This window comes from Mesorhizobium sp. WSM4840, from assembly GCF_055811755.1.
This window is the reverse complement of sequence record NZ_JBVVQD010000004.1, coordinates 200,225-221,830: the sequence shown is the minus strand read 5'-3', so window position 1 is coordinate 221,830 and position 21,606 is coordinate 200,225. Positions and strand designations below refer to the sequence as shown.

At 62.4% G+C, this 21,606-nt stretch carries 23 protein-coding genes; 5 read left to right on the top strand and 18 right to left on the bottom strand.

What is annotated here, in order from left to right:
- Nucleotides 1-69: 69 nt before the first annotated feature.
- The 6 genes from AC0L3I_RS08615 to AC0L3I_RS08590 form a co-directional block, all read right to left on the bottom strand.
- Nucleotides 70-456, bottom strand: coding sequence for a nitrile hydratase accessory protein (locus AC0L3I_RS08615; RefSeq protein ID WP_473526617.1), 387 nt, complete (start codon nucleotides 454-456; stop codon nucleotides 70-72).
- Complete coding sequence (gene nthB / locus AC0L3I_RS08610; RefSeq protein ID WP_473526616.1) at nucleotides 443-1,102, bottom strand: nitrile hydratase subunit beta; 660 nt, start codon at nucleotides 1,100-1,102, stop codon at nucleotides 443-445. Before nthB ends, AC0L3I_RS08615 begins: the two co-directional genes overlap by 14 nt.
- Entirely contained in the window at nucleotides 1,099-1,698 is a 600-nt protein-coding gene (nthA, locus tag AC0L3I_RS08605) for a nitrile hydratase subunit alpha (RefSeq protein WP_473485305.1), read from the bottom strand. Before nthA ends, nthB begins: the two co-directional genes overlap by 4 nt.
- Before the next feature lie 245 nt (nucleotides 1,699-1,943).
- Complete coding sequence (locus AC0L3I_RS08600) at nucleotides 1,944-2,540, bottom strand: LysE family translocator (RefSeq protein WP_473485304.1); 597 nt, start codon at nucleotides 2,538-2,540, stop codon at nucleotides 1,944-1,946.
- Between the two features lie 150 nt (nucleotides 2,541-2,690).
- Nucleotides 2,691-3,263, bottom strand: a complete 573-nt coding sequence (gene ilvN / locus AC0L3I_RS08595; protein ID WP_123151908.1) for an acetolactate synthase small subunit — start codon at nucleotides 3,261-3,263, stop codon at nucleotides 2,691-2,693.
- A gap of 90 nt (nucleotides 3,264-3,353) precedes the next feature.
- Nucleotides 3,354-5,150, bottom strand: coding sequence for an acetolactate synthase 3 large subunit (locus AC0L3I_RS08590; RefSeq protein WP_473526615.1), 1,797 nt, complete (start codon nucleotides 5,148-5,150; stop codon nucleotides 3,354-3,356).
- A 491-nt stretch (nucleotides 5,151-5,641) separates the two neighbouring features.
- On the opposite strand from AC0L3I_RS08590, the gene AC0L3I_RS08585 reads away from it, so the two are divergent.
- A complete protein-coding gene (locus AC0L3I_RS08585; RefSeq protein WP_473526614.1) occupies nucleotides 5,642-7,444 on the top strand; it encodes an NAD(P)-binding domain-containing protein in 1,803 nt (600 codons plus the stop codon).
- Nucleotides 7,445-7,456: 12 nt separating this feature from the next.
- On the opposite strand, the gene AC0L3I_RS08580 is transcribed toward AC0L3I_RS08585, so the two are convergent.
- The 3 genes from AC0L3I_RS08580 to AC0L3I_RS08570 are packed head-to-tail and all read right to left on the bottom strand — an operon-like array spanning nucleotide 7,457 to nucleotide 8,922.
- Nucleotides 7,457-7,984, bottom strand: coding sequence for a GNAT family N-acetyltransferase (locus tag AC0L3I_RS08580; RefSeq protein ID WP_123151911.1), 528 nt, complete (start codon nucleotides 7,982-7,984; stop codon nucleotides 7,457-7,459).
- Nucleotides 7,985-8,042: 58 nt separating this feature from the next.
- Nucleotides 8,043-8,351 (bottom strand): hypothetical protein, encoded by a 309-nt coding sequence (locus tag AC0L3I_RS08575; protein ID WP_473526613.1) that lies wholly within the window; start codon nucleotides 8,349-8,351, stop codon nucleotides 8,043-8,045.
- A gap of 4 nt (nucleotides 8,352-8,355) precedes the next feature.
- A complete protein-coding gene (locus tag AC0L3I_RS08570; RefSeq protein WP_123151913.1) occupies nucleotides 8,356-8,922 on the bottom strand; it encodes a helix-turn-helix domain-containing protein in 567 nt (188 codons plus the stop codon).
- A 154-nt stretch (nucleotides 8,923-9,076) separates the two neighbouring features.
- Here AC0L3I_RS08570 and AC0L3I_RS08565 point away from each other — a divergent pair, with 154 nt between their 5' ends.
- Nucleotides 9,077-10,906 carry an ATP-binding protein gene (locus AC0L3I_RS08565; RefSeq protein ID WP_473526612.1) on the top strand — a complete coding sequence of 610 codons (1,830 nt, stop codon included), beginning with the start codon at nucleotides 9,077-9,079 and terminating at the stop codon, nucleotides 10,904-10,906.
- Nucleotides 10,907-11,122: 216 nt separating this feature from the next.
- On the opposite strand, the gene AC0L3I_RS08560 is transcribed toward AC0L3I_RS08565, so the two are convergent.
- On the bottom strand, nucleotides 11,123-11,914 hold the full coding sequence (locus AC0L3I_RS08560; RefSeq protein WP_095494699.1) for a GGDEF domain-containing protein: 792 nt from the start codon (nucleotides 11,912-11,914) through the stop codon (nucleotides 11,123-11,125).
- Between the two features lie 104 nt (nucleotides 11,915-12,018).
- Nucleotides 12,019-12,987: a tRNA (adenosine(37)-N6)-dimethylallyltransferase MiaA gene (miaA, locus tag AC0L3I_RS08555; RefSeq protein WP_473526676.1), complete on the bottom strand. Its 969-nt coding sequence runs from the start codon at nucleotides 12,985-12,987 to the stop codon at nucleotides 12,019-12,021.
- Between miaA and serB the strand changes: the two genes are divergently transcribed.
- Together serB and AC0L3I_RS08545 are read left to right on the top strand one after the other, a co-directional pair.
- Nucleotides 12,977-13,864, top strand: a complete 888-nt coding sequence (gene serB / locus AC0L3I_RS08550) for a phosphoserine phosphatase SerB (RefSeq protein WP_473526611.1) — start codon at nucleotides 12,977-12,979, stop codon at nucleotides 13,862-13,864. The two genes, miaA and serB, sit on opposite strands and share 11 nt — an antisense overlap.
- Nucleotides 13,861-14,433, top strand: coding sequence for a GNAT family N-acetyltransferase (locus tag AC0L3I_RS08545; protein WP_473526610.1), 573 nt, complete (start codon nucleotides 13,861-13,863; stop codon nucleotides 14,431-14,433). Before serB ends, AC0L3I_RS08545 begins: the two co-directional genes overlap by 4 nt.
- 44 nt (nucleotides 14,434-14,477) lie before the next feature.
- Here the strand turns inward: AC0L3I_RS08545 and AC0L3I_RS08540 are convergent, their stop codons facing one another.
- The 6 genes from AC0L3I_RS08540 to AC0L3I_RS08515 form a co-directional block, all read right to left on the bottom strand.
- Nucleotides 14,478-15,992 carry a DegQ family serine endoprotease gene (locus AC0L3I_RS08540; RefSeq protein ID WP_473526609.1) on the bottom strand — a complete coding sequence of 505 codons (1,515 nt, stop codon included), beginning with the start codon at nucleotides 15,990-15,992 and terminating at the stop codon, nucleotides 14,478-14,480.
- A 142-nt stretch (nucleotides 15,993-16,134) separates the two neighbouring features.
- Nucleotides 16,135-16,320 carry a DUF2065 domain-containing protein gene (locus tag AC0L3I_RS08535; RefSeq protein ID WP_473485296.1) on the bottom strand — a complete coding sequence of 62 codons (186 nt, stop codon included), beginning with the start codon at nucleotides 16,318-16,320 and terminating at the stop codon, nucleotides 16,135-16,137.
- Between the two features lie 6 nt (nucleotides 16,321-16,326).
- On the bottom strand, nucleotides 16,327-17,271 hold the full coding sequence (gene hflC, locus AC0L3I_RS08530; RefSeq protein WP_473485295.1) for a protease modulator HflC: 945 nt from the start codon (nucleotides 17,269-17,271) through the stop codon (nucleotides 16,327-16,329).
- Nucleotides 17,271-18,371 carry an FtsH protease activity modulator HflK gene (hflK, locus tag AC0L3I_RS08525; protein ID WP_123151917.1) on the bottom strand — a complete coding sequence of 367 codons (1,101 nt, stop codon included), beginning with the start codon at nucleotides 18,369-18,371 and terminating at the stop codon, nucleotides 17,271-17,273. The genes hflC and hflK overlap by 1 nt, the downstream gene beginning before the upstream one ends.
- Nucleotides 18,372-18,518: 147 nt before the next feature.
- Entirely contained in the window at nucleotides 18,519-19,037 is a 519-nt protein-coding gene (locus AC0L3I_RS08520; protein WP_473526608.1) for a dihydrofolate reductase, read from the bottom strand.
- Nucleotides 19,037-20,050, bottom strand: coding sequence for a DUF4424 domain-containing protein (locus AC0L3I_RS08515; RefSeq protein ID WP_473526607.1), 1,014 nt, complete (start codon nucleotides 20,048-20,050; stop codon nucleotides 19,037-19,039). Before AC0L3I_RS08515 ends, AC0L3I_RS08520 begins: the two co-directional genes overlap by 1 nt.
- Before the next feature lie 269 nt (nucleotides 20,051-20,319).
- Here AC0L3I_RS08515 and cobF point away from each other — a divergent pair, with 269 nt between their 5' ends.
- Nucleotides 20,320-21,093 carry a precorrin-6A synthase (deacetylating) gene (gene cobF, locus AC0L3I_RS08510; protein WP_473485291.1) on the top strand — a complete coding sequence of 258 codons (774 nt, stop codon included), beginning with the start codon at nucleotides 20,320-20,322 and terminating at the stop codon, nucleotides 21,091-21,093.
- Between the two features lie 129 nt (nucleotides 21,094-21,222).
- Here cobF and AC0L3I_RS08505 read toward each other — a convergent pair whose 3' ends face one another.
- Nucleotides 21,223-21,564, bottom strand: a complete 342-nt coding sequence (locus AC0L3I_RS08505) for a winged helix-turn-helix domain-containing protein (protein WP_095494709.1) — start codon at nucleotides 21,562-21,564, stop codon at nucleotides 21,223-21,225.
- Nucleotides 21,565-21,606 lie beyond the last annotated feature (42 nt).

Below are 21,606 nucleotides of genomic sequence, written 5' to 3'. Positions count from 1 at the left end.
CACCGCCAATGACGCAAGTTATCAGGCAGAGGGCGGAACGTAAAGAGAACGAAGTCGAGCCGCCACGACCTAGCCGGTCGGGCCGCCACGACCTTCGGTCGGGCTGAGATCGTTCTCGAGCAGGATCGGCTTGCCATGTGGCGTCGCATGCGCGGCGCGTTCCCAGGCGGCAGCGAGCGCATCGACGTCGCCCTTGCCGGCAACGCCTTTGGCCGACAGCAAATTCTCCAGCGCCGCGAGCCAGTGCTCGTAATAATCGTGGCCATCGCTTGCGACACCCGGTTTCCTGACCTCGGCGGACAAGGCGTCTGCCCATTCGCTCCAGGAGAACAGGCCCTTGTCGTGCAGCGCAACGGTCATGGCGAAAGCTTCCGCTTGCCATGGCTCTGCGAACACCGGCGCATCGACGCCAGCAGGCAGCGTGGCGGTGACTGACTTCGCCTCACGCCGGCTCAAGATAGCTCTCCCAGGCGTCAATCGACACTGTCAGCGTCGGGTCGGCGCCGGCGCCCCAGATCTCCGCGCCGTCAAAAACCACCGTATAGACCCATTGCGGGTTTTCGCCCTGGCCGTGCGCATTGGCGTCGGGGAAGACAAAACCATCGCGCACCGCCTCGACGGCGCCCTGCTTGCCGCGTGCGTAGCGCGGCAGCCTTGTGTGGCCGGTCGGATGGAAATTCTTCGTCCGCACGAGGTCGCCAGCCTTGAACCGCGCCGGCGTGGCAACCGGCCGGTCGCAGGGGCCGCCCTTAGCCAACACATCAGGCACGTTTTCGGCCCTCAGCACCCGCTTTGGCGTCGCGGCAGGATCGACCGCCTTGCCCGCGGCCAGATCACGGTCGCTGACAAAACCATGCCGCTTCAGCAAGGTTTCGAGCGCCTTGATCCAGATCTCGTAGTAGCTGGAGCCATAATAGTCGGCGGGATGCAGCGATTCCCGCGCATGCCGGCTCTCGTCGATGGTCCAGGCGCCCATTGCGCCGGCGCACAAGGTCACGCCAAGCGCCCGCCTTTCCCAGGCCGCATGGAAATAGGGTTCGTCCTTTTCGGCTGCGACCGGCCCGAACCCCATCTGCCCGCCAAGATCCTGCGGCCCGTTCATGCCGGCTCCCGCGCCAGTCCGGTGCCGATCATCGCGTCGCGCGTCACCAGATCCGCCAGCAGCTCCTCGCTCCAGCCATCGGTGCCCTTCGGCCGCATCGGCACGACCAGGTAACGCAGCTCGGCGGTAGAATCCCACACCCGGATCTTTGTCGTTGCCGGCAAGATCAGCCCGAATTCCTCGAGCACGCCGCGCGGATCTATGACCGCGCGCGAACGATAGGGCGGCGCCTTGTACCAGACAGGCGGCAGGCCGAGCACCGACCACGGGTAGCAGGAGCACAGCGTGCAAACGACGAGGTTGTGCGTGTCCGCCGTGTTGAACACGGCCTGCATGTGCTCGCCCTGCCGGCCGGTGTAGCCGAGCGAGCCAATCGCCGCCGTCGCGTCGCGTTTCAGCAAAACGGCAAAGTCAGGGTCGACCCATGCCTTCGCCACCACCTTGGCGCCATTGCGCGGGCCGATTTTTGTCTCATAGGTGTCGACGATCACGTCGATCGCGGCCGGATCGATCAGTCCTTTTTGGGTGAGGATCGTCTCCAGCGCGCGCACCCGGGCGGCAAAAGGATCAAGTTCGTTGTCGTGGTTATGGGACATGGCCGTAAATTACGGCTGCAAGCATTCCACCGCAAGCGCCACGGCTTGGGCCAGCAGACATCGGGCGCACCGACGACCTTGCGGCTTCTATTCCGCTGCCGCCCTCTGCGGCTCGCCTTGCAACGTCAAGAAGCCTTCGACACGCCGTGGTTCGGTGGTCATATCTGGTGTAACTCGCAGCCTCGTGCCGCGGTTTCACCAAATAGAATAGAAGGCGCCGAAGGCAGTGCACAACAAAGCGACAACTACCGCAGCATCGGCCACAGTGTCGCTGCCAGCAGCACGCCCATGGCGATGTTGAACCATTTAAGCCGCACCGGGTCCGACAGAAAACCGCGCAGCGCCATGCCGAAGCCTGCCCACACCGAAACACTCGGCAAATTGACGACGGTGAAGGCTATCGAGATCAACGCCACCGAGAGAAACGGATGCTCCGGAATGGCATAGACGGCCATGCCGGTGATCGCCATCACCCACGCCTTGGGATTGACCCACTGGAACGCTGCCGCATCGATGAACCGCATCGGTCGCGACTTGGCCTCGCCCTTGCTGCTGAGCGAACGCGACACGGCGATCTTCGAGGCGAGATAGAGCAGGTAGACGCCGCCCGCGATCTTCAATCCGGTGTGCAGCACCGGAAACGCAGTCAGCACCGCGCCCAGCCCGAAGCCGACGGCAAGCAACAGCACGAGGAAGCCGATGCTGATGCCCAGCATGTGCGGAATGGTTTTGGCGAAACCGAAATTCACGCCGGAAGCCAGAAGCATGAAGTTGTTCGGACCAGGCGTGATCGAGGTCACGAAGGCATAGACCAGCAAGGCAAGGAACGCATCGAGGGTCATTGGCTTCTCCCAAGCAGGTCAGCAATATTGTCCTTTTACCTCAGACGCACAAAGGCCACCTCACGGCGGCAGCCGGGCCAGAAGGTCAGGATCAAGCCGACAGAATAAATACGGGCGGTGCCAGAGCACTGGACCCAAAGCGCCGGATGATCACATCCCTTGCGGGCCGCGGTTCAACGCCGCCACGCCGGTGCGGCAGATTTCGACCAGGCCGAGCGGTTTCATGATGGCGATGAACTGGTCGATCTTGGAGCCTTTGCCGGTGATCTCGAAGATGAAATGCTCAGTGTTGGCGTCGATGACGCTGGCGCGGAAGGCATCGGCCAGCCTCAGCGCCTCGACGCGGCCTTCGCCGGTGCCGGCCACTTTCACCAGCGCGAGTTCTCGCTCCAGCGGCCGTTCCTGGCCGAGCTCGTGCGAGCGCACGGTGAGATCGACGACACGGTGCACCGGCACGATGCGCTCGAGCTGGTGCTTGATCTGCTCCAGCACATGCGGCGTGCCGCGCGTCACGATGGTGATGCGCGACAGGTGCTTCTCATGTTCGGTTTCGGAGACCGTCAGGCTCTCGATATTGTAGCCGCGTCCGGAAAACAGGCCGATGACCCGGGCAAGCACGCCCGGCTCATTATCGACCAGCACGGACAGCGTGTGAGTCTCCGGCTTTTCAGTTTCCTTGGCGATGAAGTAGGCCGAGCCGGTCGGTTGAAGCTGTGCGTTCATGACATGAATCTCGATTTCAAACTTTTGAACTGTTTTTCTGTTTCCACACGGCTTCTTCCGACTGCCCTGCCTCGGCTTGGGCGTTAGGCGTTACACCAGTTCCCTGCCCTTGGCGTCGATGGCGTTGGCCACCGCCTCGTCCGTCGCCTCGTCAGGCAGAAGCATCTCGTTATGTGCCTTGCCCGACGGGATCATCGGGAAGCAGTTGGCAAGTGTCGCCACCCGGCAGTCGAAAATCACCGGCTTCTTCACCGAAATCATCTCCTTGATCGCGTCGTCCAGTTCGTCCGGCTTCTCGCAGCGGATGCCGTGGCCGCCATAGGCTTCGGCAAGCTTGACGAAATCCGGCATCGCTTCGGTGTAGGAATGCGACAGCCGGTTGCCGTGCAGAAGCTGCTGCCACTGCCGCACCATGCCCATATACTGGTTGTTGAGGATGAAGATCTTGATTGGCGCTTCGTGCTGCACAGCGGCACTCATCTCCTGCATCGTCATCTGCACCGAGGCGTCGCCGGCAATGTCGATAACCAGCGCATCCGGGTGCGCGATCTGCACGCCGAGCGCCGCCGGCAGGCCGTAGCCCATCGTGCCGAGCCCACCGGAGGTCATCCAGCGATTCGGCTTCTCGAAATGATAGTGCTGCGCCGCCCACATCTGGTGCTGGCCGACCTCGGTGGTGATGTAGGTGTCCATGTCCTTGGTCAGCGCGTAGAGCCGCTGGACGGCATATTGCGGCATGATCACGTCGTGGTTCATCTTGTAGGCAAGCGAATCCCGAGCCCGCCATTTCGCGATCTGCTCCCACCACGGGTGCAGCGCCTTCTTGTCGGCCTTGGCGGTCGCACGCCACAGCCGCACCAGATCCTCCAGCACCCGGCCGACATCGCCGATAATAGGCACATCGGTATGGACGTTCTTATTGATCGACGACGGATCGATATCGATATGGATCTTCTTCGAGTTCGGCGAGAACGCGGTGAGCCGGCCGGTGATGCGGTCGTCGAAGCGTGCGCCGATGCAGACCATGACGTCGCAATCATGCATCGCCATGTTGGCTTCATAGGTGCCGTGCATGCCGAGCATGCCCATCCAGTTCTTGCCCGAAGCCGGATAGGCGCCAAGGCCCATCAGCGTCGAGGTGATCGGGAAGCCGGTGAGGTCGACCAGTTCGCGCAGCAAATGGCTGGCTTCCGGGCCGGAATTGATGACACCGCCGCCGGTATAGAGGATCGGCCTTTTGGCGTTGGCCATCAGCTCGACCGCCGCCTTGATCTTTTCCAGGTCGCCCTGGACCTTAGGCTGATAGCTCGTGCGCGGCGCCGTCTGTGGCGGCACATAGATGCCCTTGGCGAACTGCACGTCCTTCGGGATATCGACGACGACCGGACCGGGGCGTCCTGTCGTCGCGACGTGGAAGGCCTCGTGGATGATTGCCGCGAGTTCGTTGACATCCTTCACCAGCCAATTGTGTTTGGTGCAGGGGCGCGTGATGCCGATCGTGTCGCACTCCTGGAACGCGTCCGAGCCTATCAGCGAGGTCGGCACCTGACCGGTCAGGCAGACCAGCGGGATCGAATCCATCAGCGCATCCTGCAACGGCGTCACCGCGTTGGTGGCTCCCGGCCCCGATGTCACCAGCATGACGCCGGCCTGGCCGGTCGAGCGCGCATAGCCCTCCGCCGCATGACCCGCGCCTTGCTCGTGACGGACGAGGATGTGCTCGACCTCGTCCTGTTGGAAGATTTCATCATAGATCGGGAGAACCGCGCCGCCCGGATAGCCGAAAACATGCTTGACGCCATTGTCCTTCAGCGCCTGCACCACCATTTCGGCGCCAGTCATTTCGGTTCTTGGCATTTCGCGCCGTTCGTTCCGTCCACTGCTCATCGGTCTGGTCCCGTACTGTCCGCCATCGGGCGATTGCTGGTCGTTTAGTCGTGTTTCGGGCAATAAAAAAGGCCCCCGAGGGAGCCTGTGTCTGCGCATGGGAGGTTTTCGCCCGGCGGTTACACCGCCTTGCCCACGCGCTTTCCTACTACGAGAATGAGTGCCGTTTTCATGGTGGCGGACAATAGAATTGGTTTTGCGCCGCTGTCAACGGCGAATGTGCACGACGCCAAAAGGCTTTGAACCCGGCCGTATCAGACGCGCCGGTTGTCCATCATCGCATCGAGCCAGCTATTTTTGCCACAAGACACCGCTCCGGTACGATCGCCGGCAGTACAAAGCTCCGCGATCGGCCCGATAAGCCATTGAAACCACGCCAAACTATTTGACGACGTGACGCGGCGCACAGTTTGCCGCGATACTCCGGTCAACCGGGCTGGGAGGGTCCGGCAAGCCGCGATAACGACCAGGACTTCACGGGAGGAAATTTGATGCTCGACAAGGCCCCAGCCGAGAAACTGTCCGACCTGCTCGACCAATTCGGCGCAGCGCTTGCCGCCGGCGACGTCGACAAGGCGGTCGGGTGCTTTCAGGAAGACTGCTATTGGCGCGACCTGGTGACCTTCACCTGGAACATCAAGACCATGGAAGGTCGCGACCAGGTGCACGACATGCTGACGAGCCAGCTGGCGAAGACAAGACCTTCGAACTGGGCGATCGCCAAGGGCGAAGACGCCACCGAGAGCGACGGGCTGCTCGAAGGTTGGATCAGTTTCGAAACGGAAGTTGCGCGCGGCTTCGGCCATATCAGGCTGAAGAACGGCAAGATATGGACACTGCTCACCACCATGGTCGAGCTGAAGGGTCATGAGGAACCCGCCGGCTTCGCCCGGCCGTTGGGCGCCAAGCATGGTCACGGAAAAAACCGGCCGACCTGGAAAGAGGAGCGTGAGAAAGAAGCCGCCGAACTTGGCTTTGTCAGTCAGCCCTACACGCTTGTCATCGGCGGCGGCCAGGGCGGCATCGCACTCGGTGCCCGGCTGAGGCAACTCGGCGTGCCGACCATCATCGTCGAGAAGAACGAGCGTGCCGGCGATTCATGGCGCAGGCGCTACAAGTCGCTCTGCCTGCACGACCCGGTCTGGTACGATCATCTGCCCTATATCGACTTCCCGAGGAACTGGCCGGTCTTCTCGCCCAAGGACAAGATCGGCGACTGGCTGGAAATGTACACCAAGGTCATGGAGCTGAACTACTGGTCCTCCACCGAGGCCAAGAGCGCCGCCTATGACGACGAGAAAAAGGAATGGACGGTCGTCGTCCATCGCGATGGCAAGGACATAACGCTGAAGCCGAAGCAGCTGGTGCTGGCCACCGGCATGTCTGGCCGGCCCAACATCCCGAGGTTCAAGGGCATGGAGAATTTCAAAGGTGATCAGCACCATTCTGCCAAACATCCCGGTCCGGACGGCTACGTTGGCAAGAAGGTCGTCGTCGTCGGTTCGAACAATTCCGCGCACGATATCTGCGCCGCACTCTGGGAAGCCGGCATCGAGGTCACCATGGTGCAGCGCTCGACCACGCATATCGTCAAATCCGACACGCTGATGGATATCGGGCTCGGCGCGCTCTATTCGGAGCAGGCCGTGCAAAACGGCATGACCACGGCCAAGGCCGATCTCATCTTCGCCTCCCTGCCCTACAAGATCCTGCACGAATTCCAGATTCCGCTCTACGAAAAGATGAAGGAGCGCGATGCTGCCTTCTACGAGGGCCTGGAAAGGGCTGGCTTCATGCTCGACTGGGGCGAAGACGGCTCCGGCCTGTTCATGAAATATCTCAGGCGTGGTTCCGGCTACTATATCGATATCGGCGCCTCACAGCTCATCATCGACGGCGCCATCAAGCTGAAGAGCGGCGTCGGCGTGACCGAGATCAGGGAACATTCGGTCCTGCTCAGCGACGGCACCGAACTGCCGGCCGATGTCGTCGTCTATGCCACCGGCTACGGTTCGATGAACGGCTGGGCGGCGGAGCTGATCTCGAAAGAGGTCGCCGACAAGGTCGGGAAGTGCTGGGGTCTCGGCTCGAACACCACCAAGGATCCCGGTCCTTGGGAGGGCGAACAGCGCAACATGTGGAAGCCGACGCAACAGGAAGCACTCTGGTTCCATGGCGGCAATCTGCACCAGTCACGCCACTATTCGCAGTTCCTGTCGCTGCAGTTGAAAGCACGGCACGAGGGCATCGCGACGCCGGTCTACGGGCTGCAGGAGGTCCACCACACGGGATAGAAATTCGGGCTGTCACCGGCACTGGCCGATGCGCTTCCAGTAGATAAGGGTACCGGTAAGTCCACCATGCGGCTTCAATGCATAGTCCGGTATCTCACCGGCAAGCGTGAAGCCCAACCTGTCATAGAGACCGGAAGCGCCCTCCTCTGTCGCTGTATCCAGGACCAGCAGTGTGCGGCCCTTCTCGACGGCGAGGCTTTCGGCCGCCCGCATCAGGCGGGTGGCCACGCCTTTGCCGCGATGGTCGACGCGGGTCATCAGCTTGGCGATCTCGGCCCGGTGCGGCTGGTTGGGGGGACAGTCGAGCAGCAAGGTAACGGTGCCGACCAGAGCCTCGCCGTCCCAGGCGCCGAGCACAGCTCTTTCGCCCCTTGCAGCCGCAATAAGCGACTTCCTCCAGAAGGCACCTGCCGCGCCCGGCGCCAGCGGATGCATGAAACTGACCGATCCACCGGCCGCAACCGTCTCGATCAGCATATCGACCAGCATTGCGTGCGTTTCCGCAGTTTGTGTCAGAGCCTTGATTTCGATGGAACTCATGCGTGCGCTGATCCTTGAACAAGATGAAACGTCTGTGAAGTCGCGATCGTCGCTGCCGTCAGTCGGAAAGGTTGACACGCCTTCGCCTCCTGGCCCGACGAATTTCTGCGATGCGCTCCGCATCTTCTTCCTGCAGATGCCGCCCGCGCTCCAGCAGTTCGAGCGTGTATTCCTCATAGGTCAGGCCCAGCCGCTCGGCCTTGTCCAGCCGCATCAACATGACGTCACGGCCTGGCGCTTTCCAGGCTTTGGCGTGGGCTGCCTGCCAGGCAAGAAAGATGCAGGCGTCGCCCTTGCCCCATGGCGGCCCCTCATAGTCGTCAAGAGGCGGCCCGCCATTGTCGGTGCGTTTCGGGCGACGCGTCATTGCCTCAGCCTCTGGCCAGCGCGACCAGATAGTCGGCGGCGGCCGGTCCCGGAGCATGGAAGGTGCAATCCGATGGCGCGCCAAGGGCCAGGCAGTCACCCGGTTCGAGGCCGTGGACGATGTCGCCCTCGGTGAATTCCAGCCGTCCGGAAATCAGCCATATCTGCTGCCTGATGAAGGCATACGACGCTGCCGGAAAGCTCACCTTGGCCCCCGCCGGCAATTGGACCCGGATCAGTTCGAGCGGCATGTCCGAAACCGGCGAAAGATGCCGCCGGACATAGCCGGTTGCGGGATCGCGCCAAAGCGGCTGATCGTTTTCGCGAAGCAGCCCGCCGCCTTGCAGCTCGGCCCGCGCGATGAGGGTGGAAAGCGTCATGCCGAAGGCCGCGGCGATGCGCACGAGAAGTGCCGCGGTCGGGCTCGTCTTGCCGCGCTCTATCGTGCTGAGCATGGCTTTCGAAACGTCGGACCGGTCCGCGAGCTCCGCCAGCGACCAGTCCCTCAAGGCTCTTTCGGAGCGTATTCTCTTGCCGATGGTCGAGGAGATATCGTTCGCTATATCAGCCATTCATCCGGTATATCGAAATTTTGGAGTCGAGCAAGGGGCCGATCGGTCCAATTTTTGCGAATGGTTTAATGTCCCCTACACCATCCGACCTCATCCCCCCTTAACCCCGTCGGTGTAAGGTCGATTGCCTGGGGAAATGGGAAACAGCCTGTCCATGTTCGTCGACCGCGAAGCCTCCGTCGGAGAGCCGACTTTGCAGGAGCGCCGCAAGGCGGAGCAGAACGACAAGCGCGTTCTGGGCAATGTCGTCCAGTGCGACGGCGCGCGCGCCACCATCAGCGCCCATGCCGCCGATGTCGAAGGCACGGTCACCGGCCATTGGAGCGTCGGCAAGATGATCTCCATCAACCTTGGCGCCACGCGAACCGTCGGGCTGGTCTACGAGGTCGGCAAATCGGATCGCGCCTGGCACAATGCGGGCCAGAACCCGATCGAGGTCAGTATCGAGCTCATCGGCGAGGTGCGCGACGGCGCCGAGCCCGGCGCCAAACCGATTTTCGACCGCGGTATCACCACCTATCCGCATATCGGCGCCATCGCCCACCGCATCCGCAGCCGCGACTTGCAGGCGGTCTATGACCTCGCCGGGCGTCATTCGATCACCATCGGCACGCTGTCACAGGATGAGGCGATCGACGCCAACATCGCCATCGACGACACGCTGGCGCGCCATTTCGCCATTGTCGGCACCACAGGCGTCGGCAAATCCACTGCTGTCTCGCTGCTTTTGCGCAAATCGATCGCCGCTCGACCCGACCTGCGCGTCCTCATCCTCGATCCGCACAACGAGTTCGCCGCGTCCCTGCCCGAGCACTGCGTCAGGGTCGATTCGACGACGCTGGACCTGCCCTTCTGGATGTTCAAACTCGAGGAATTTGCCGAAGTGCTGTTTCGCGGGCGCGAGACCGTGCCGGAAGAGGTCGATGCCTTGCGCGATCTCATTCCCGCGGCCAAGAACCTGTATCGCAACCCGAATTCGGGCACGTATCTAAAGCGCGGCACTGATGCACTGACCGCGGACACCCCGGTGCCTTATCGCGTTGTCGATCTTATCAAGCAGATCGACGAGCGCATGGGACTGCTGGAAAGCAAGAACGACCGCCCCACCCTCAAGTCGCTGAAGACGCGCATCGAATCGGCAGCCTCGGATCCGCGCTACCGCTTCATGTTCAATTCGCGGCTGATCGAAGATACGATCCACGAGACGATCGGCAATATTTTCCGCGTGCCGCACCACGGGCGCCCGGTGACCTGCTTCGAGATGGCCGGCATGCCGTCGGAAGTGGTCAATTCCGTCTGTTCGGTGCTGGCGCGCCTGGCCTTCGACCTTGCACTGTGGAGCGAAGGCCGGCTGCGGCTGCTTTTGCTGTGCGAGGAGGCACACCGCTACATGCCGGCCGATCCGCGCCTTGGTTTTGCGCCGACCCGACACGCCCTGTCGCGCATCGCCAAGGAAGGCCGCAAATATGGCTGTTATCTCGGTATCGTCACGCAGCGCCCGGGCGAGCTCGATCCCACCATCCTGTCGCAGTGCTCGACCTTTTTCGCCATGCGGCTTGCCAATGAGCAGGACCAGGCGATCATCCGCTCGGCGATCGCCGATTCCTCGGCCTCGACGCTGGCGTTCCTGTCTTCGATGGGGCAGCGCGAAGCCATCGCCTTCGGTGAGGGCGTGGCGACGACCATGCGGCTGAAGTTCGAAAAAATGTCCGATGAGCTGATTCCCGGCACGGCCAAGCGCGAGGAAGCGTTGCCGTCCGAAATCGGCAATGATGTCGACCTGGTGGCGATCGTCGAAAGGCTGCGCAACGTGCCGAAACCGCAGCAGGCGATGGCCTTCGCCGAAGTCGTGGATTCCGCGCGTCAGGCCGGCGATCCCGACTATCGCAAGCCGGCCGTACCGCGCATCCAGCCGGATGACGATTTCGACATGCGCTATGGCCTGAAGCCGGCGACCTTCGGCCTGCGCCCGCAGAACGATTGAGCCCGGCGGCTTTTAGCCTGTGAGGCCAAAGCGCTTCCAAGGTTTAAACCTTGTCACCTAGGAAACCGGGGCAAATCCCGGAAGGGAATTCATCAGGCCGGATCGAATGACGTGGCTTTCGAGAACCCGGAGCGGAGTGGACATTTGAGTCCATGAGCACCGGAAGTCGAGAAAGCTGCGGCAGTCGGCCGGCCTCATGAATTCTTCCCCGGGATTTCAGGCGCAGACGCGGTTTCGGCCTTGCCTCTTGGCTTCATAGAGCTGGCGGTCGGCGCGGCGATAAAACTCTTCGGCGGTTTCCTTACGGTCCCAGACGGCAAGGCCGACGCTCGTGGTGATCTTCAGCCGGACATTGCCTGACAGTATCGACATGTTGGCGATCGCCTTGCGGATGCGCTCGGCGAATTTGGACAGAAGTTCGGCGTCCATGTTGGGCGTGACCACTGCGAACTCCTCGCCACCCAGGCGCGCCACCACGTCGTGATAGCGTGTCATGTCCTTGAGACAGCTGGCGACCGCGCGTAACACCTGGTCGCCGACATCATGTCCGTGGGTGTCGTTGACCTGCTTGAAATGGTCGAGATCAAGGATCATCAGCCCGACCGGCTTCTCGATGCGGCGGAATTCCTCGAGATATTCCTTCAGTGCATCGTCGAAATAGCGCCGGTTCTGCATGCCGGTCAGGCCGTCGGTCAGCGCCGCGTGCTCCAGCGTTTCCGAACGGGCGCTGAGCGAAACCGTCATGGCGCGCAGCTTGCCTTCTTCTGTCGCCTGCTTGCGGATCAGCGGGTAGATGAAGAAAATCCCGAAGAACAAGGCAGTCGCCAAAAGGACGCCGGTCCCAAACAACAGCTTGTTGAGATAAATGATCTCGTCGACCCTGGCGGGTGTATGAACCTCTTCGGCGAAGGCTTGCAGAAGCCCATAGGCGTGAAGCGTCACCAGGCCGGCGGCCAGGATCACGAAGATGAAGACGAAAAAGGCTGATTCCGCCTTGTGAAAACGCATCTGCTCCCCGTTGGAAAATTTCCAAAGACGTTATGGCATGGACGGGCTTACGGAGGGTTAATTAGGACAACTTCAACGGGAAGCCTCCCCTCAAAGTCAACTTTTCAGGTTGCACTGGAAAGGATATCCGAGATCGTGGATCCCGCACGATCATCGGGGCGCAATCGCAGCCATTCCGGACCCAACTGATGCCTGAACCAGGTCGCCTGGCGCTTGGCGTATTGTCGCGTCGCGATCTTCGCGCGTTCGATCGCTTCGGGAAAACTCAACTCGCCGGCCATTGCGGCCTGCAGTTCGCGAACGCCGATCGCTTTCATCGCCGGCAAGTCGGGATCGAGGCCAAGATCGGTCAGCCGCCTGACCTCGTCGAGAGCACCCTTCTCCAGCATGCGGTCGAACCGCGCCTCGATCCGCTCCACCAGTGCCGCTCGGTCCGATTCGATCACAAAGAAGCGCGTGCTCGCCCTGTCGATCAGTGGGCGGCCGCGCGCCGCCTGCCATTCCAGGATAGAACGGCCCGACGCGTCGAGCACCTCCAGCGCTCGCACGATGCGCTGGCCGTCGGTCGGCTTCAGCATCATACCGGCTGCCGAATCCTCGCGCAGCAGGATGCGGTGCAGCTTGGCCGCGCCCTGCTCCTGGAGTTCGTAGCGCCAGCGATCACGGATCGACTGCGGAATGTCGGGCATTTCCGAAATGCCTTCCGCAAGCGCCCGGAAATAAAGTCCGGTACCACCGACGAAAATCACCGGCCTTTCGAAGAACGTGCCCTCGTCGATGAGCTTCATCACATCGCGCAGCCAGGCGCCGGTGGAATAGGCGGTGGAGGGATGGACATGACCGTAGAGAAAATGCGGGACGCGGGCGAGTTCGGCAACAGTCGGCCGCGCCGTCAGCACGTCGAGCACCGAATAGCCTTGCATGGAATCGGCGTTGACGATGACACAGCCGTTGTGTCCGGCGAGGTCGACCGCAAGGGCGGACTTGCCGCTGGCGGTCGGCCCGGCTATCAGGATCGCGTTCTTAACGCGGCCCTCGCCCGCCTGCCCGCCGGAATTTTCGATGCCGCTGATCGCCACGCTTGTGTCCCATCCCGCCAGCCGCGCATTGTCGCCGGCGCTTGCGAATATGGTGTCACTGTCGGTCGGCGCAAGCACCGTTCGCTGGCTGGCCGACGGCATCGCCTGCGAGTTCGCTTTGCCCGAGGCGGCCGAAGCGGCTGAAACGACCGCCAGCCTGCGCGCCGTGCTTGCACCCGAACCGGTCGACGTGATTGTCCAGCAGGCCGAGGGAAGGCGGAAGAAAATCCTCATCGCCGATATGGATTCGACTGTTATCGACCAGGAGTGCATCGACGAGCTTGCCGACGAGATCGGCGTCAAGGACTACGTCGCCGCCATCACGGCGCGATCGATGAATGGCGAGATCGCTTTCGAACCGGCCTTGCGCGAACGGGTGGCGCTGCTGAAAGGCCTCGACACTGCCGTGGTCGACCGCGTCATCACCAACCGCCTGACGCTGGCTTCCGGTGGCCGCGCGCTTGTCCAGACCATGCGGGCCGACGGCGCATGGACCGCACTCGTGTCGGGTGGCTTCGACGTCTTCACCTCACGCATCGCCGCCATGCTCGGCTTTCAGGAGAACCGCGCCAACCGCCTGATCGAGCAGGACGGTCGCTTCACCGGGCTGGTGGCCGAGCCGATCCTGGGGCGTGCCGCCAAGGCCGACGCGCTGCTCGAGATTTCGGCGCGTCTCGGGCTGACGACCGCCGAGGCCCTTGCTGTCGGCGACGGCGCAAACGACCTCGACATGATCCGCCTTGCCGGCGCCGGTGTGGCACTTCATGCCAAGCAGGTCGTGGCGGCGGAGGCAAAATTCCGCATCGACCATGGCGACCTGACCGCGCTTCTCTATCTGCAGGGCTACCGGCGGGAGGAATTTGTAGAGTGACGCCGATCCGCACCGAGCGCCTGATCCTGCGCAACTGGGAGGATCGCGACCGTGAGCTCTTCTACCGCATCAACTCCGACGAGCGCGTCATGGAATTCTTTCCGTTTCGCCGCGACCGCGCGCAGGCCGACGCCAAGATGGATGAATTGCGCGCCGTCATCGACCGCGACGGTTTCGGCTTCACAGCCGCCGAGATCGCAGTCACCGGCCATTGCATCGGCTTCGTCGGCATAACCCGAACCGATCATTTGCCCTTCTTGCCGGCTGGCACCGTCGAGATAGGCTGGCGCCTGGCGCCCGAATTCTGGGGCCATGGCTATGTCACCGAGGCAGCCGAAGCCTGGCTCGCCTATGGTTTCGAAACGCTTGGCCTCAAGGAAATGGTTTCCTTCGCCGTTAGGGATAACAGCCGGTCTACCGCCGTCATGGAACGCCTGGGCATGACCGCCGACCCGGCCAGCGATTTCGACCACCCCGGCATTCCGGACAGCCACGCCATGCTCAAGCGGCATGTGTTCTACAGGCTGACAGGCAAGGATTGGCAAGCAAGAAAAAAGGCGGCTCGCTAGCCGCCCTTTTCCCTCAAAATCAAAGTGTTGCGCCTTTACCGGACTCAGTCCATCCGGATCGTCACAAACCGCAATTCGCCGGTCTTCGACGCCAGCATCAGCAGCGCGTTCTTGCGTCCCTGCTCCTTCAACGCAGCAATCCGGTCCATGACATCCTTGGGCGTGGCGACCGATTCCTGCGCGATCTCGGTGATCACCTCGCCGGCCTGGATGCCGCGTTCGGCAGCGGCCGAATCCTTAGCGACGTCAGTGATGACAACGCCGGAGACTTCGGCGGCAATGCCGAATTTCGTCCGCGTCTCGTCGTTGAGCTCACCAACGGTCATGCCGAGCACGGAAACCGTCGAAACGGCAGGCGCCTCGTCGCCATTGTCCTTTTCGGCGGTGCCGTTCTCGCCGCTGGCAAGCTTTTCGCCATCTTCGAGCCGGCCGAGCGTCACCTTCACGGTTTGCTCAACGCCCTTGCGCACGATGACCACGTCGACAGCCTTGCCGACCGTGCTCTCTGCAACAACGCGCGGCAGGTCGCGCATTTCATTGACGTCCCTGCCGTCGAATTTGATGATGACGTCGCCCGCCAGGATGGTGCCGTTGTCGACAGGCCCGCCCTTGATGACGCCGGCAACCAGCGCGCCTTTGGCAGTCGCCATGCCGAGGCTTTCGGCAATGTCGTCCGTCACCGGCTGGATGCGCACGCCGAGCCAGCCGCGCCGCGTCTCGCCGAACTGGCGGAGTTGGTCGACGACGCCCAACGCAAGCTGCGAGGGAATGGAAAAGCCGATGCCGATCGAGCCGCCGGACGGCGAGATGATCGCCGTGTTGATGCCGATCACCTCGCCGTCGCTGTTGAACAGCGGCCCGCCGGAATTGCCGCGGTTGATCGCGGCATCGGTCTGGATGAAGTCGTCATAGGGACCGGAATTGATGTCGCGGTTGCGGGCCGAGACGATGCCGACCGTCACGGTGCCGCCGAGGCCGAACGGATTGCCGATCGCCATCACCCAGTCACCGACGCGCATCTTGCTGGAATCGCCGAATTTCACCGCCGTCAGTTTGTGCCCTTTTGGATCAACCTTGAGCACCGCCACGTCGGTCTTGGTGTCGGTGCCGACCAGCGTCGCCTTCAGCGTCACGCCGTCAGAGAAATTCACCTCGATGTCGTCGGCATCGGCGATCACGTGATTATTCGTCACCACGATGCCCTGCTCGGCGTCGACCACGAAGCCGGAGCCCAGCGACTGCACCTTTTGCGAGGGGTTGCCCTGTTCGCCGGGACGGTTCTTGAAGAAATCGTCGAAGAAATCCTGGAAGGGCGAGCCCTCCGGAAGCTGCGGCATCGGTACCGCGCCCGGGCCTTCCGTGCCCTTCACCCTCTGCGAGGTCGATATGTTGACCACGGCGCCGAGCAGGCCCTGCGCGAGATCAGCGACCGAAGCCGGGCCGTCTGCGGCGGCCGCAGGCGTCACCAGCGACGGGACGGTAGCGGCGCCGATAAGAAGTGCTGCAGCACCCGCGGTGAACGTCCGCCTCGCCGCGCGCAAAAACCTGTTGGATGTCATCGAGAAGTCTCCCGGTGTCTCTGAGAAGAAAAGCGCTCGCCGAAAACGCTGCGTCGAACCATGTTGGCAAGAAATACGGCACGTTTGCGGCTATGGCTATCGGCGGAGGATAAAACCTCCGTTATCCCGAAATCATAAACCGTCATCCACGCACCAGCCAGACGAGGCCGACGCCAACGGCGATGGCAATCAGCCCGGCGACCCGCAGCGCATTCTCCGGCATCGACAGAACTTCGCCGGCAAGTTTCTTTGCGAGGCCGGGAAAGCCGCCATAGACCAAGCCCTCTACCACGAGAACCAAGCCTATTGCCGCCAGAAAATCCTGCACCGGCCGTTACTGGCCGGTGCCTGGCTGCGCTGCCGGTGCAGCAGGTGCTGCGGGCGGCGCTGCCGGCGCAGCCGCGCCGGCGGGATTGCGGAAGAAACGGAAGAATTCCGAATTCGGCGACAGCACCATCGTCGTCCCGGTATTGTCCAGCGCCGTGCCGTAGGCATTCATTGACCGGTAAAAGTCGAAGAAGGCTGGATCGCGCTGGTAGGCATTCGCGAAGGTGGCGCTGCGTTGAGCTTCGCCTTCACCGCGCAGGATTTCAGACTCTCTCCGTGCCTCGGCGACGATCTCCACCACTTCGCGGTCGGCGCGCGCCCTGATGCGTTGCGCCGCCTCGTTGCCGCGCGCCCTCAGCCGCTCGGCTTCGGCCAGACGCTCAGCCTTCATGCGATCATATGTCTGTTGCGAGACTTCCGCCGTCAAATCGGTTCGGCGAATGCGGACATCCTCGATCTGCAGGCCGAGCGACGTGGCGTCGGGCCTTAGCTGGTCGCGCACTTCACGCATCATCACGGCTCGCTCTTCCGAGAGCGCCGCCTCGAAGTCGCGCAAACCGTAAACCCGACGCAAGGCGGCGTCGAGACGCGTCCTCAACCGTGCCTCGGCCAGTTCGATCTGGCCGGATACCGCGGAGCGGAACACGCGCGGATCGGAGATCCGATAAGCGATGAAGGCGTCGACCTCATAGAACTTGCCGCCTGAAACCTGGACGCGGATGTTGTCGAGGTCGAAGCGCAGCACCCTGTTTTCGATCAACTGCACGCTGTCGGCGTCGAAGAAGGCGAACGGCGCCTTGAAATAGATGCCCGGCTGGCTCTTGACGTCTACGATTTCGCCGAACCTGAGCACCAGCGCCTGCTGGCGCGCATTGACAACGAAGACCGATGAATAGAGCAGGAACAGGATAACCGCAGCGATGACGGCGATGATGGGAAGACGGTTGGCCATCACTGGGTTCCTCCGAGGACCGGCGCCGGCGCCTTCTGCTGCAGTGCAGGCAGCGGCAGATAGGGAACGACCCCTGGTCCGCTGCCTTGCTCGATAATGACCTTGCTGGAATCCTTCAGAACCCTCTCCATCGTTTCCAGATAAAGCCGCTGGCGCGTCACATCCGGCGCCTTGGCGTATTCGTCATAGACCGAGATGAAGCGCTGCGCCTCGCCTTCGGCCTCCTGCACGACCCGGTTCTTGTAGCCGGCCGCCTCCTCGCGGATCTGTGCGGCCTCGCCGCGCGCCTGGCCGAGCTTCTGGTTGGAGTACTGGTTGGCCTGCTCGACGAACTTGTCCTCGTCCTGTTCGGCGCGCTGCACCTCGTCGAACGCGTCGGCCACTTCGCGCGGCGGTGCGGCATCCTCGATCGAAATCGCGTTGACGTTCAGGCCGGCCTGATAGCCGTCCAGCGTCGTCTGGATGATTTCGCGCACGGACGCCGCAATGCCCTCGCGATCATCGCGGAAGATGTCCTGCGCCGGCCGCCGACCGACCGCTTCGCGCATGGCGCTTTCGGCGACCTGCCGCAGCATGCCGTCGGGATCGGACACGTCGAACAGATAGGCCCTTGGATCGGAGACCTGATAGGCCACGGAGAACTGGACGTTGACGATGTTCTGGTCGCCCGAAAGCATCAGCCCTGAACCGTTGCCGGAGGCCGTGCCGCCGCCGATGTTGACGAGTTGTTCGGCAATGTTGGCCGTCTCGACCGTCTCGATGGGCCACCAATGGAAATGCAGGCCTGGCTGCGAGAACTCCGCCTTTGGCACGCCGAACCTGAGTTCGACCGCAACCTCGTCGGGCTGCACGGTATAGACCGCCTTGAACGCCCACAGCACGACAAGCGCCGCCGCGATCAGCCCGAACACGGCTGGGCTGGCGCCACCGCCACCTGGCAACGCGCGCCGCAACCTGTCCTGGCCGCGCCGGATGATATCTTCGAGATCGGGAGGCGAGCCCTGCGGACCGCCAGGCCCCTTCGGTCCCTGCCCCCAGGGTCCTGGATTGTTGCCGCCGCCCCATGGACCGCCACCGCCGCTTTTGTCATTCCAGGGCATGAATGTCCTTTCGCTTGGAATTCCCTCAAGCGCCGTTTCAACAGCGCAAAATCCAATGTGTCTTCTATAGGGATGCGAGGGCACGCTTTCAACGTAATCGGTCGTCGTCACCGCCCGTTTTGGACCGCCGCGATCCTTTATCGCCTCTCAATGCACGTCGCGGCGTCGCTCGTAAACTGAATAGCGTGTCGCATGACTATCCTTTTCACCGGCCGGAACGTCCTGCGTGCGGACAATGTGCCACAAATCCGGGTCGATCGGCGGGAAATGCGCGTCGCCGTCGACCGCGGCAAGGATATGGGTGACATGCAAGCGGTCGGCCAGCGGCAGCGCCTGGGCATAGATCTCACCGCCGCCGATGATGCAGATTTCGTCGGCGCCGGCCATGCAGCGCCCGCGCACCTTCGCCAGACTGATCGCCTCGTCGAGCGAATGCACGATTTCGACGCCCTCGGCGCGCCAGGCCTTGTTGCGGGTCACCACGATGTTGAGCCTGCCCGGCAGCGGCCGGCCGATGCCTTCATAGGTCTTGCGACCCATGATGATAGGTTTGCCCATCGTGTCGGCCTTGAACCGCTTGAGATCGCTGGAAAGCCGCCACGGCAAGCCGCCATCGCGCCCGATCACGCCGTTTTCGGCGATGGCGACATAGATCGCGACGTCCATCAGCCGCCGCTCCCGCCATCGCCCGAAGGCGCCAGCAGCAATATGTCGATGTCGTGCTCAGGGTAGAAATTTTCTGCCGTCATCTCGAAACGCGTCGGCCCGACTTTCCTGACGTTTTCGCCACAGAACGAGACCAGGTTTTTCGGATGGCCCTTGTCGACGGTCAGCTTGAACTTGCCGATGGAGCCCGTCGCCCAGTTGCCGCCAGTGGTCAGGATATAGGCGATGCGGTTTTCGAAGTATCTCGGGGTGCCGTCGGGATTGCCCTTCGCCGCCTTGCGGATCGCATTCTCGAACGTGCCGTCCATGCAGTAACGGGTCTTGTAGGCGGCGTATTGGCCCTGGAACTGGCCGTCATAGAAGAAGCTGACCGAGGACGTGCCGCCGACGCTCGGCTTGTAGCTGTGGGCGACGTGGACTGCGCTGTTGGCTGGAAACGTCGCGCGCCACCAGTAGGTCGAGCGCAATTGCCAAAACGGCACATAGACGGTCTTCATGCCTGAACCGTCGTCGGCGGTGTCCTCGATGATGAGGCCGCGATCGATCCAGTCGTCGGCAACCGCTTGCGGCAGCTTTGCCAATGCCGCCCTGGCCGCGTCGCCGAACGGGTAGAACGGCACGTTTTGCGCCTTCAAATCGGCGCTGATGTCGATGCCGAGCGCAAACGCCTTCTGCTCGAGCTGCGGTTTTGCCGCCACGCCGTCGATCGTCACCTCGAAGCCGAGGAAATTGTCGCTCTGGCCGTCGGGGATCGCCGGCATCTCGTTCGGATCGCCTTCGATGTCGGGCATCGGAAAGGCGACGATCGCGTCGACATCCTTGTCGGTGTTGTTTCGGAAAACGTAGTCGACCATCACCTTTTCCGGCGAGATGTAGAGGTCCTCACTCTCCATGGCGACCGCGTCGCTGCGCGACAGGATCAGACCGCCCGTTCCCAATTCGGCGATCGAATCATTGGCGAATACGGGCGTGGCCGAGAGCGCCAGCGCGGCGGTCAAAACATAACGGAACATGGAAGCTCCTTTGGCGAGATGCCGGTATGACTCTATCGCACCAGCCCGACAATCGGAATCGATTTTCGAAAAGCACGATGCTGGGATTAAAGGTGTTAGAGCGTACTTTGTGCGCCCGATTGGCCGCACGTCGCTCTAGCCGTTTCAACGTGGCATTTCAAAGCCCTTCCGTGCACTCGTCGGCGCTTGCGCACAAGCCATGACCACCGTGCCATCACCGTGCCAGGCTTGTCTGGACAGCGACGTTCCGATCGGGCAGGAGTTCGCCCATGCGCAAGCTTCTCGTCATCGGCATCGGCGCCGGCAATCCCGACCACATGACCGTGCAGGCCATCGGCGGCTTGAACCGCGCCGACGTGCTGTTCATTCCCGACAAGGGCGCGAAAAAGAACGATCTTGCAGAACTGCGCCGCCAGATCTGCGACCGCTTCGTCACCAATCCAGGCTCGCGCCTTGTCGAATTCGACGTGCCGGTGCGGGCCGAGCCGGCGCCCTCCTACCGCTCGACCGTCGATGACTGGCACGAGGCGATCGCCGCGATCTATGAAAGCCTGATCCGCGACGAGCTTTCGCAAGATGGCTGCGGCGCCTTCCTGATCTGGGGCGATCCCTCGCTCTACGACAGCGCGCTGCGCATCCTGGAGCTTGTGCGCATGAGAGGCAATGTCGAGTTCGAGCTCGAGGTGATCCCCGGCATCACTGCCGTCCAGGCGCTCGCCGCCGGCCATAAGATGGCGCTGAACCGCATCGGCGACGCAATTCAGATCACCACCGGCCGCCGGCTTACCGAGGAAGGTTTGCCCGACAATGCCGGCAGCACCGTCGTCATGCTGGACGGTAAATGCGCATTCAACAGGCTGGACGACAAGGACCTCGTCATCCACTGGGGCGCCTATCTCGGCACGCCCGACGAGATTCTCATTTCCGGTCGCCTCGGCGATGTCGGCGACGAGATCGTAAAGACCCGCGACGAAGCCCGGCGGAAAAAGGGCTGGATCATGGACACTTATCTGCTGCGCAAGCCCGGCGAGCCAGAGGAGTAATGCATGTCGCGCTAAAGTGCGCAGCGGTTTTGCGATAACGACATGCATAAAAAAGAACCTAAAGCGCGTCGCATGAATCCGTTCAAATGCGACGCGCTTTAGGCTCGGCCGGTACAGATTCCACCGACCTCACCCAGCATCGATCTCCGCCTGCAATGCTTCCATGTGCGTCGCAGCCGCGGAAGCCGCGGCCCGTTCGATGGCGCGAAAGCGGCTGACCACTGCAAGCCCCACCGGAGTCAACTGGGCGCCGCCGCCCTTTTTCCCTCCGGTCTGCGCCGCGACCAGCGGCTTGCCGAACACCCGGTTCATGTCCTCGACGAGATCCCAGGCGTGTTTGTAGGACATTTCCATGCCGCGCGCCGCAGCCGAGATCGAACCGAAGGCGGCGATCTGCTCCAGAAGCTCGATCTTGCCCGGCCCGATGCGCCCTTCTGGATCGAGGTTTATCCGCAAGCTCAGCGACGGCATTTGCTCCTCCGCAGTCACGCCACATCCATCCTAGAAGCTCTC